Consider the following 10,106-nt stretch of genomic DNA (forward strand, 5'->3'; position numbering starts at 1 on the left):
GCGAGTACCCGTCCGTCCGCCGGGTACCGCGAGGTGCGTCGGCCGACGAGCGGCACCACCCGAGAGGACCTGTATGGAGACGACTGCCGGACCGTTCCTGGCGATCTACCTGAACGACCACCTCGCGGGCGCGGCGGCGGGTGTGGGGAGGTCGCGCGCGCTCGCCCAGGCGCACCAGGGCAGGCCCGACGAAGAGCGGTTGCAGCGGCTGGCCGACGACATCGCGGCCGACCGGGGAGCGCTGCTGGCCATCATGGGGTCGCTCGGCATCGCCGTCCGCCACTACAAGAGCATCGCGCTGTCCGTGGCCGAGAAGGCGGGACGGCTCAAGTTCAACGGCCGCCTGAAGGAGCGCTCCCCGCTGACCGACCTGGTGGAGTACGAGTTCCTGCGCCTGGCCGTCGAGGGCAAGGCCGCGGGGTGGCGCACGCTGCGCACGCTCGCCGACCGGACGCCGGACCTGGAAGCGGACGAGCTGGAGACGCTGCACGACCGGGCCGAGGCGCAGATCGACCTCCTCGAAGAGCTCCGCAAGAGCGCCGTGGCCGAGGTCTTCACCGGGTGAGCGGCGCGGCCGCCCCCTCAGCGAGGGCGTGGGCGCGCTCCGGGGCGAGCCGCCCGTCCGCGACGACCACGGTGATCGCGCGCTCCAGCCGTTCGGGGACGGTGAGGGGCTCGTCCCACGCCGGCGCGGGCCCGACGCCCGGGTACTCGGCGACCCGGACGAACCACGGATCGAGCCCGGTGGTCTGGACGAACACCAGGCTCCACGCGTCGGAGGTCAGCGCGAGCCACGGGGTGACGCTGCCGTGCACGGCCTCCTCACCGGACGCCTCGCCGGTGAAGACGGCGAGACCGGCGGAGTCCTTGGGGGCGCGCCAGAAGAAACCGCCGTACCCGGCGCCGGTCCGGCCCTTGCACGCCGAGCTCTGCAGGACGAGGGGTCGCCCGGTCCGGCCGGTCAGCGTGAACGCGAAGTCCAGCGCCCATGCGCCGGGGACGGTCCGCGCTACCAGGGTCCGCTCCTCGGTGGCGAGGACGGTCCCGTCCGGCCCCGTCCAGGCGAGTTCTTCCGCGTAGCCGCCGTCGACGGGACGGAGCGATCGGCGCCTCTGCCGTCCGTGGTTCGCGAGCATCCGCGGCCCTTCCCCGCGGACGTAGGTCGAGCCGCCCCAGAAGTTGACGCCGTCGACGTCGGAGATCGCGACGCTGACACCGAGGTGGTGGACGTGGTCCTCCGGGCGGCTCTCGGTGACGACCGTCCCGCCGAGGGTCCGCACCGGGTGCAGGTGGGGCCGCGGTGCGTCGGTGGCCTGGAGGTCGCCGCGCTGGACGTATTCGGCCACCTCCCGCCCGTCCACTCGCAGCGAGGTCTGCGGCCACGGTGCCCGCACGGACCCCAGGCTGCCGGGAAAGCCCAGCTCGGAGAGGGTCTTCAGGTCCTCGGCGGCGCGCACGGCCAGGTCCGCGATACCTGGCAGGACCAGTCTGGACGGCTCGGCCCGGACGAACCGCGCCTCGATCGGACGCGGGTCGGGGGCGAGCCGGATCGCGTCGAGCAGCCGGGTGAAGCCTCCCGTGCGGGCGAGCGGCACGAGGAGCTCCGCGCCGTCCCGCACGTGCGCGACGAGGTTGTCGAGCAGATCCGCCCGGCCGTGGCCGGTGACGACCCCGTCCGCCTCGATCTCGTCGACCGTGTAGAAGAGGCGCGCGGGCCGGTCCCGGCCGTGCAGGTGCAGGTAGGGCTCGGTACGCCGGTCGGAGCAGAGGGAGACGGTGATCGCGATGACCGTCCCGTCCGCGAGCAGGACCCGCACGCTGGAGGTGTCGTCGGACTCGATGGCGTTGGCCCGGTACAGCTCCAGCTCGACGTCGGCGATCGACTCCGCCGCGTCGGCCCCGGCGACGGCCAGGGCGGTCGCGACCGCGTGGGCGAAGGGGTTGGTGAGGGCGCCGTCCATGACGTCGGCGCCGTCCAGCCTGCGGCGGCCCGCCCAGGCCGAGCGGGTGTAGTAGCCGAACGGCCGGCTCCACGCCCCGGCCACCCCGATGCCGCGCACCGGTCCGCCGACCAGCTCCCGGGCGGCCTGGATCGCGTCCGAGCCGAGCGACTGGAAGCCGACCTGGCACGCCAGCCCCGTCCGGGCCACCGCATCGGAGATCCTGGCGAACTCCTCGACCGACGGCGCGGGCGGCTTCTCCAGGAGCACGTGCGCGCCCGCGTCGAGGGCGGCCACGGCCAGCGGGGCATGGGTGTGGATCGGGGTGGCGATCACCGCGATCTCCGCCCCGGTCTCGCGGATCAGCGCGGGCAGGTCCGCCGACACGGGCACGCCGAGCCCGGACGGCGGCCGCACGTCGCAGACGCCGGCCAGCTCGACCCGGCCCGCCGCGCCGAGCCGGGCGACGTTGTCCAGATGGTGGTGCCCGTACCCGTGGACCCCGGCCACGACGACCCGGACCGGCCTCACCGGGCCCACCTCGTCGGCGCGCCCGTCGCGCGCAGCTCCGCACCGGTGATCTCCACGGGGGACGGGCCGGCGAGCAGTCCGAGGTCCGCCAGCGAGGCGTCCTCGACCAGTTCCACCATCGCGGGATGGTGCAGGGCGAGGGCGAGCTGCCCGGACAGCTCGGTGAGCAGGTGCGGGTAGACGGGCACGTCGAAGACGCGGGCGAGGTCCGCGATGCGCAGGAACGGGGTGATGCCGCCGACCCGCACCACGTTCGGCTGGACGACGTCGCAGGCCCCCGCGGTCAGCAGGTCGCGGAAGCCGTGCGCGGTGGCGACGTTCTCCCCGACCGCGATCGGCGTGCCGATGCCGCGGCGCAGTTCCGCGTGGGCGGCGATGTCGTCGGCGGGCAGCGGCTCCTCGATCCAGAACGGGTCGAAGCGCTCCAGCGCCCGCAGCGCGGTCCGTGCCCGGTGCAGGTCCCACCGCTGGTTGGCGTCGATCATCAGCGCCGTGTCCGGGCCGACGGCTTCGCGGACGGCGGCCACCCGCGCGACGTCCTCGGCGAGCGAGGGGCGGCCCACCTTGACCTTGACGGCGGGGTATCCCTCGGCGGCCCACCGCGCGGCCTGGGCGGTCAGTTCCTCCAGCGTGTAGTGGAGGTTGACGCCGCTCCCGTAGACGGGGACGCGGTCCCGCCGCGCCCCGAGGACCTCGACCAGCGAACGCTCGCCGCACTCCAGGTCCCACAGCGCGAGGTCCACACCGGCCATCGCGAGCGGGACGATCCCGGTGCGTCCCGCCTCACCGAGGTGGGCCGACAACCGGTCCCAGACGAGGCCGGGGTGCGCGGGAAGCCCGATCACCGCGTCCCGGACGTCGTGCTCCAGCAGCGCCTTGACCGCGTGCGCTCCGATCTGCGGGGTCCAGGAGATGCCGGTCCCCGAGCGTCCGTCGTCCAGGGTGAGCGTGACGACCAGGACGTGGTTGCAGGGCACGTCCGCGCCCCACGGCCGGGCCAGCGGCACCGACCGCGGCGCGACCGACAGATCCTTGATCATTCGAGGGTCCGTTCCATGGGCGAGCGTCCCTTCAGGAGAGCTCGGTGCGCCAGCTGCGCTCGGGGGTCCAGCCCAGCAGCCGTTCGGCCTTGGCGGAGGAGAAGGCGGGGGAGGTGCCGGTGAGGGACTGGGCCCGCTCCTCGGCCTGCGGGACGAAGCGGGGGAGCAGCTCGGCCAGCGGCTCGCGGGCCAGCGCGTCGGCCGCGCCCGCGAAGAACACCTCGCCGTTGCGCTCCAGCCGGGGCAGCCCGGCGAGCAGGGCGTCGACGAACGCGCCGGCGTCGCGGGCGTCGATGTAGTTGAACAGCGAGGCGCCGCCGATCTCGGGCCGGTCGAGCCGCTCGCGGATGGTGTGGCCCGACTGGGTGGGGGCGCCCTCCCACTCCTCGGGCGCGACCACGAAGCAGGGCCGGAACGCGGCCATCCGCGTGCCGTCCGCGGAACGGGCGAACGTCTGCACGGTCTGCTCGGCGACCAGCTTCGACAGGCTGTAGACGTTCCAGGGACGGGCCGGGTGCTCCTCGTCCAGCGGCAGGTAGTCGGGCGCCCAGCCGCCGGGCGCGCCGTAGCCGATCACCGTCGGGCTGCTGGCGACGACCAGCCGCTCCACGCCGAGCGCGACCGAGGCCGCGCAGACGTTGAAGGCGAGCCGGGTGTTGACGCGGAACGTCGTGGCGTCCGTCCGGCCGAAGGGGACGGCGATGGCGGCGAGGTGGACGACCGCGTCCGGCCGGAACCGGGTGACGGCGGAATGGGCCTCGCCGAGGTCGGTGAGGTCGGCCGGTAGGGTGGCGGCGGCGTCCCGGGGGGTGCCGGGGGCGGTGTCGACGCCGATCACCTCGTGCCCGGCGGCCGCCAGCACGGCCACGACGCTTCGGCCCAGCCGGCCCGCGCTTCCGGTGACGAGCACTCTGCTCACCGCGGCGACTCCTTCGATCTCCCTGCAAACAGTTGCAGTAACGATCGCTCCATCCTTGGCGGTACGTCAAGCATCTGCTTTTGACCAGGAGAAACACTCCGTACGCTCTGCTGTGGCGTGCAAACGGTTGCGTTAGGATGGGCGTCATGGCAGTGACGATCCGGGATGTGGCGCACGCCTCCGGCGTGCATGTGTCGACGGTGTCGCGGACCTTCTCCGCGCCCCACATGGTCAACGCCGAGACGCGGACCCGGGTCCTCGCGGTGGCCGAGCGGCTCGGCTACCGGCCGAACCGCGCGGCCCGCTCGCTCACCACGGGCCGGACCAACAACCTCGGGCTGATCGTGGCCGACCTCGCCAACCCATTCTTCCCCCCGCTGATCAAGGCCGCCCAGGCCGCCGCCCGCGGCCAGGACTACCACCTGTTCGTCGCCGACACCGACGAGGACCCCGCTGAGGAGCAGGACCTCGTCCAGGCCTTCTCCAAGCAGGTGGACGGCATCGTGCTGTGCAGCCCGCGCTCGTCCAACAAGGCCCTGGAGAAGCTGGCCGAGACGATCCCGTTCGTCCTGGTCAACCGGCGGATGCGCGGGGTGCCGACCGTCGTCATGGACGTCGCCCAGGGCGCCCGCGCCGCGATGGAGCACCTCGCCGCGCTCGGCCACCGGCGCGTCGCCCTCGTCTCGGGGCCGGCCGGCTCCTGGACGAGCGGCGAGATCCGCCGTGCCGTGGCCGACGTGCCCGGCCTCGACACGCTCGTCATCGGCCCCAACGCGCCCACCGAGAGGGGCGGCATCGCGGTCGCCGAACGGGTGGCCGAGGCGGGGGTCACCGGGGTCCTGGCCTACAACGACCTCGTCGCGATCGGCCTCATCGAGGCGCTGGAGGAGCGGGGCGTCAGCGTGCCCGGCGACGTCAGCGTGATCGGCGTCGACGACAGCGTCACCGGGCGGCTGCACCGGCCGAAGCTCACGACGGTCGCGATGCCGACGGCCGACGCCGGCCGCATGGCCGTCGACCTGCTCATCAAGTCGATGAGCGCCGCCACCGTCCTGGAGACGCACCTGGTCGTCCGCGAGTCCACCGCCCCTCCGAAAGGATCCCCATGAGGCTTCACGACGGCGCTCCCGGCGCTACTCCAGAAAACGATGCCACCCCCGAATCCGGCGCAGGGCTCGACTTCGGTGTCACGCCGGAAGGGGAGCGGGTCGAGCGGCACGTGCTCGACAACGGGCGGCTGCGCGCCTCCGTCCTCACCTACGGCGCGATCCTCCAGCGGCTTGAGATCGCCGACGGCGCCGACGTCGTCCTGGGTCTCCCCACGCTGGATGACTACCTGCACCGCAGCCGGTACTTCGGCGCGGTCGTCGGCCGGTACGCCAACCGCATCGCCGGGGGCAGGTTCACGCTCGACGGCAGGCAGCACCGGCTCGCCGTCAACGACGGCGCGCACAGCCTGCACGGCGGCGTCCGCGGCTTCGACAAGCGGGTGTGGCGCGTGGAGACGGCGGGCCCGGCGGAGCTGCTGCTGAGCCTGGCGAGCCCGGACGGCGAGGAGGGCTACCCCGGAGAGCTGCACGCCCAGGTCCGGTACGCCCTGGACGGCGACGCGCTGCGGCTGGAGTACCGGGCAACGACCGACGCCCCCACGGTGGTCAACCTGACCAACCACTCCTACTTCGACCTGTCCGGCACGCGGGACGTGCGCCGCCAGGTGGTGACGATCGAGGCCGACCGGTACCTGCCGGTGGACGAGGGCAAGATCCCAACGGGCGAGCCCGCCCCGGTGGCCGGGACGCCGTTCGACTTCACCGTCCCCACCCGGGTGGGCGCGCGGCTCGGCGGCCGCTACGACCACTGCTTCGTGCTCCGGGGCGGGGCGGCGGTCGCCGATCCGGCCACCGGGCGCACGATGGAGGTCACCACCACCGAACCGGGCGTCCAGTTCTACACCGGCCACATGCTGGACGGCGTCGCCACGCCCTACGGCCCGTTCGCCGGGCTCTGCCTGGAGACCCAGCGCTTTCCGGACGCGCCGAACCGGCCCGCGTTCCCGTCCGCGGTCCTGCGGCCCGGCCAGGAGCACGTTTCGGTCACCACCTACCGCTTCGGTCAGGCCTGAACTGCAAGCGGTTGTAGTAACAGCTCGCAACCCGCAACAATCTGGCGCTCGCGCTGCGTGCTGGATCTTCCCTTGACCTGGGAAGATCTGAAACGGCCGCGGAGCTGATCGTGAGCCAGCTCACTGCAAAGGGTTGACGGGATCGACGGCGGAGCTATAAGAAAGCGCTATCTCAATTCGCTCGACTGACCGAGGGGCCAGTGATGACGCTGAGATCCGCGGGGTCCGGCACGGCGGCGACGCCGCAGCCGCCGGTCGTGCCGCCCGCCGGGGCGGGCGCGCCGCGGTGGGGACGCGGGCGCCGTCGGCGTGCGGGCTCCCGCGCGCGCTCGCAGGCGTGGGCGGCCCACCTGTTCCTGGCCCCGTGGTTCATCGGCCTGTTCGCCGTCACGCTCGGCCCGATGATCGCCTCGCTGTACCTGTCGTTCACCGACTACAGCCTGCTGAGCGAGGCGCACTGGGTCGGCCTGAAGAACTACGACACGATGTTCACGGCCGACGACCGGTTCATGAACTCCCTCAAGGTCACGACGACCTACGTCGTCGTCTCCGTCCCGCTGCAGCTCGCGTTCGCCCTCGGGCTGGCGATGGCGCTGGACCGGGGGCTGCGCGGGCTGTCGTTCTACCGGTCGGTCTTCTACCTGCCCTCGCTGCTCGGCGGCAGCGTGGCGATCTCGATCCTGTGGCGGAAGATCTTCGGGGTGGACGGGATCGTCAACACCTTCCTCGGCTGGTTCGGCTACCACGGGCAGGGCTGGGTCACGAGCCCCGACACCGCGCTCTGGACGCTGATCGTCCTGCACGTCTGGACGTTCGGCGCCCCGATGGTGATCTTCCTGGCCGGGCTGCGGCAGATCCCGCAGAGCCTGTACGAGGCGGCCCGGGTGGACGGCGCCGGCCGGGTCCGGCAGTTCCGCTCGATCACGCTGCCGCTGCTCACACCGATCATCTTCTTCAACGCCGTGCTGGAAGTGATCAAGTCGTTCCAGTCGTTCACGCAGTCGTTCGTCGTCAGCGGCGGCAACGGCGGGCCGGTCGACTCGACCCTCTTCTACACGCTCTACCTCTACATCAAGGGCTTCAAGAACTACGAGATGGGCTACGCGGCCGCCATGGCGTGGGTGCTCCTGCTCATCATCGCGGCCCTGACCGCCGTCAACTTCCTCATGTCTCGATTCTGGGTCTTCTATGGCGACGACAGGTAAGCGCATGGCGACAGGCGACCGCGCGAAGGGCGATCCGGCGGCGGGCAGGCGGACACCGGTGCTGTTCCGGCCCGTGTCGCGGCTGACCAGGCACCTGCTGCTGATCGCGTTCGGGCTGTTCATGCTCTACCCGCTGCTCTGGATGATCTCCAGCTCGGTCAAGCCCGAGGAGCTGATCTTCCGGGAGCCCGGCCTGGTGCCGTCCGAGGTGACCGGCGAGAACTACTCCGAGGGGTGGGTGGCCCTCAAGCACTCCTTCGGCTACTACCTCTGGAACTCCGCGGTCATCACGTCCCTCGCGGTCGTCGGGAACCTGCTGGCCTGCTCGATGGCCGCCTACGCGTTCGCCCGGCTGGAGTTCCCGCTCAAGCGGTTCTGGTTCGCGCTCATGCTGGGATCGATCATGCTGCCGCACCATGTGACGGTCGTGCCGCAGTACATCATGTTCAACAAGATCGACTGGATCAACACGATCTGGCCGATCGTGGTGCCGAAGTTCCTCGCCACCGACGCGTTCTTCATCTTCCTGATGGTGCAGTTCATCCGCACCCTGCCCCGGGAGCTGGACGAGGCCGCGGCGATCGACGGCGCGGGCTACTGGCGCACGTTCCTGCAGGTGGTGATGCCGCTGTGCGTCCCGGCGCTGGCCACCACGGCGATCTTCACCTTCATCTGGACGTGGAACGACTTCTTCACCCAGAACCTCTACCTCACCAATTCCGACCAGCTCACCGCCCCGGTCGCGCTGCGCCAGTTCATGGACTCCAGCGGCGACTCCTCCTGGGGGCCGATGTTCGCGATGTCGATCATCTCGCTCGGCCCCATCTTCGGCTTCTTCCTGGCCGGCCAGAAATACCTCGTCCGAGGAATGGCGACGACCGGCCTCAAATAGGCCCCGCTCCCGCACGGGCTCCCGCCCTCCCGAACCGGCCCCCCGTCCCTCCCCACCCCCGTCCCCGGAGGTACACGACTGATGAAGCGCATCCTGGCGGCCACCGCCCTCACCCTGCTCGCGGTGTCGGCCACCGCGTGCGGCAGCGGTGACGGCGATTCCGGCGGCAAGAACAAAATCGTCTTCTCCTACTGGGGCAGCGACTCCCGGCAGAAGCTGACCGAGGCGGCCATCGCCAGGTTCGAGGCGAAGAACCCGGGGATCGACGTCGAGGGCGACTTCTCCGACTGGGACAGCTACTACGAGAAGCTGGCCACCAAGACCGCCGCCGGGGACGCCCCGGACGTCATGTCGATCGAGATCCGCGGCCTGGCCGAGTACGCGGGCCGCGGCACCCTCGCCGACCTGACCGGCAAGGTGAACACGGCCGACCTCGACCAGAGCGTCCTCAAGGCCGGCCAGGTCGACGGCAAGCAGTACGCGATCCCCACCGGGGTCAACGCCTTCCCGTTGATCGTCAACAGGGCGGCCCTGGAGAAGTACGGCCAGAAGATGCCGGACGACAAGACCTGGACCTGGGACGACTACATCGCGACGTCCCAGAGGATCACCGAGAAGAGCGGCGGCAAGGTCTGGGGCACCGAGTACAACGAGAACCCCGCGTTCCTGCAGATCTTCGCCGCGCAGCGCGGCGAGCAGTTCTACGGCGACGGCAAGGTGGCCCTGTCGGAGCAGACCGTCAAGGACTGGTGGGCCCTGCTGAAGAAGATCATCGACACGAAGGCCGGCCCGTCCGCGAGCAAGATGCTGGAGACGGGCACCAAGGTCGACCTGGCGCTGCTCGGGTCCAACACCAGCGTGTTCGGCAGCTGGTGGAGCAACCAGCTCGACGCGCTGACCAAGGGCTCCGGGCAGGAGCTCGACCTGCTGCGCATGCCGAAGGCGCCGGGCGCCTCCGCCTCGGGCATGTTCCTCCAGCCGGCGATGTACTACACGATCTCGTCCCGGACCGAGAAGTCCGAGAACGCCCGCAAGTTCGTCGACTTCCTGGTCAACGACCCGGAGGCCGGCGGGATCCTGCTCAGCGACCGGGGCCTGCCCACCAACGCCAAGGTCATCACGGCGATCAAGGGCAAGCTCACCCCGGCGGACCAGAAGGTGCTGGCCTTCATGGAATCGATCAAGGGCGACCTCAGCCCGGTGGTCGTCCCGCCGAAGGGCGCGATGGAGATGGAGGACATCCTCAAGCGCGCCACCGACTCGGTGCTGTTCGGCAAGGCGCAGCCGGACGCGGCGGCCAAGACCTTCCTCACCGAGGCCGACAACGCGCTGTCCTGACGTCCGACCCGTGACGAGCCGTGCCAGGACAAGGTCAACGGGGGGCCCGGCTCGATCGCCGAGCAGCAGGTGCAGACGGGCGCCGACCTCTACCTGGGCGGCGGGAAGGCCCGCTTCGC

Annotated in this window: 9 protein-coding genes; 6 read left to right on the forward strand and 3 right to left on the reverse strand. The window is 71.4% G+C overall.

All coding sequences use genetic code 11. The features are described 5' to 3' along the window. Positions 1–73: 73 nt before the first annotated feature. The gene (locus ABWI07_RS07215) at positions 74–565 is read left to right on the forward strand and encodes a Rossmann-fold NAD(P)-binding domain-containing protein (RefSeq protein WP_149259957.1); all 492 of its coding nucleotides are present in this window, start codon (positions 74–76) and stop codon (positions 563–565) included. On the opposite strand, the gene ABWI07_RS07220 is transcribed toward ABWI07_RS07215, so the two are convergent. The 3 genes from ABWI07_RS07220 to ABWI07_RS07230 are packed head-to-tail and all read right to left on the reverse strand — an operon-like array spanning position 555 to position 4,430. Further along, positions 555–2,471, reverse strand: a complete 1,917-nt coding sequence (locus tag ABWI07_RS07220) for a DUF6807 family protein (protein WP_353817989.1) — start codon at positions 2,469–2,471, stop codon at positions 555–557. The genes ABWI07_RS07215 and ABWI07_RS07220 overlap by 11 nt on opposite strands. Continuing rightward, positions 2,468–3,511 (reverse strand): mandelate racemase/muconate lactonizing enzyme family protein, encoded by a 1,044-nt coding sequence (locus tag ABWI07_RS07225; protein ID WP_149259955.1) that lies wholly within the window; start codon positions 3,509–3,511, stop codon positions 2,468–2,470. Before ABWI07_RS07225 ends, ABWI07_RS07220 begins: the two co-directional genes overlap by 4 nt. 31 nt (positions 3,512–3,542) lie before the next feature. After that, entirely contained in the window at positions 3,543–4,430 is an 888-nt protein-coding gene (locus ABWI07_RS07230) for an NAD-dependent epimerase/dehydratase family protein (RefSeq protein ID WP_353817990.1), read from the reverse strand. Between the two features lie 146 nt (positions 4,431–4,576). On the opposite strand from ABWI07_RS07230, the gene ABWI07_RS07235 reads away from it, so the two are divergent. The 5 genes from ABWI07_RS07235 to ABWI07_RS07255 all read left to right on the forward strand — a co-directional run bounded on the left by ABWI07_RS07235 (position 4,577) and on the right by ABWI07_RS07255 (position 9,987). Continuing rightward, on the forward strand, positions 4,577–5,539 hold the full coding sequence (locus ABWI07_RS07235) for a LacI family DNA-binding transcriptional regulator (protein ID WP_353817991.1): 963 nt from the start codon (positions 4,577–4,579) through the stop codon (positions 5,537–5,539). Continuing rightward, a complete protein-coding gene (locus ABWI07_RS07240; protein WP_149259952.1) occupies positions 5,536–6,552 on the forward strand; it encodes an aldose epimerase family protein in 1,017 nt (338 codons plus the stop codon). Before ABWI07_RS07235 ends, ABWI07_RS07240 begins: the two co-directional genes overlap by 4 nt. A gap of 203 nt (positions 6,553–6,755) precedes the next feature. Beyond that, on the forward strand, positions 6,756–7,757 hold the full coding sequence (locus tag ABWI07_RS07245) for a carbohydrate ABC transporter permease (protein ID WP_353817992.1): 1,002 nt from the start codon (positions 6,756–6,758) through the stop codon (positions 7,755–7,757). Positions 7,758–7,878: 121 nt separating this feature from the next. Then, positions 7,879–8,649, forward strand: coding sequence for a carbohydrate ABC transporter permease (locus tag ABWI07_RS07250; RefSeq protein ID WP_235036901.1), 771 nt, complete (start codon positions 7,879–7,881; stop codon positions 8,647–8,649). 81 nt (positions 8,650–8,730) lie between these two features. Then, the gene (locus tag ABWI07_RS07255) at positions 8,731–9,987 is read left to right on the forward strand and encodes an ABC transporter substrate-binding protein (RefSeq protein WP_353817993.1); all 1,257 of its coding nucleotides are present in this window, start codon (positions 8,731–8,733) and stop codon (positions 9,985–9,987) included. The last annotated feature ends 119 nt before the right edge of the window (positions 9,988–10,106 follow it).

The sequence above is a fragment of the Actinomadura sp. NPDC000600 genome, assembly GCF_040492135.1.
Taxonomy (GTDB): domain Bacteria; phylum Actinomycetota; class Actinomycetes; order Streptosporangiales; family Streptosporangiaceae; genus Spirillospora.

Coding starts and splice junctions, on each gene's coding strand:
- ABWI07_RS07235 (WP_353817991.1), top strand. CDS start 4,577: ATGGCAGTGACGATCCGGGATGTGGCGCACGCCTCCGGCGTGCATGTG.
- ABWI07_RS07215 (WP_149259957.1), top strand. CDS start 74: ATGGAGACGACTGCCGGACCGTTCCTGGCGATCTACCTGAACGACCAC.
- ABWI07_RS07255 (WP_353817993.1), top strand. CDS start 8,731: ATGAAGCGCATCCTGGCGGCCACCGCCCTCACCCTGCTCGCGGTGTCG.
- ABWI07_RS07250 (WP_235036901.1), top strand. CDS start 7,879: ATGCTCTACCCGCTGCTCTGGATGATCTCCAGCTCGGTCAAGCCCGAG.
- ABWI07_RS07225 (WP_149259955.1), bottom strand. CDS start 3,511: ATGATCAAGGATCTGTCGGTCGCGCCGCGGTCGGTGCCGCTGGCCCGG.
- ABWI07_RS07245 (WP_353817992.1), top strand. CDS start 6,756: ATGACGCTGAGATCCGCGGGGTCCGGCACGGCGGCGACGCCGCAGCCG.
- ABWI07_RS07240 (WP_149259952.1), top strand. CDS start 5,536: ATGAGGCTTCACGACGGCGCTCCCGGCGCTACTCCAGAAAACGATGCC.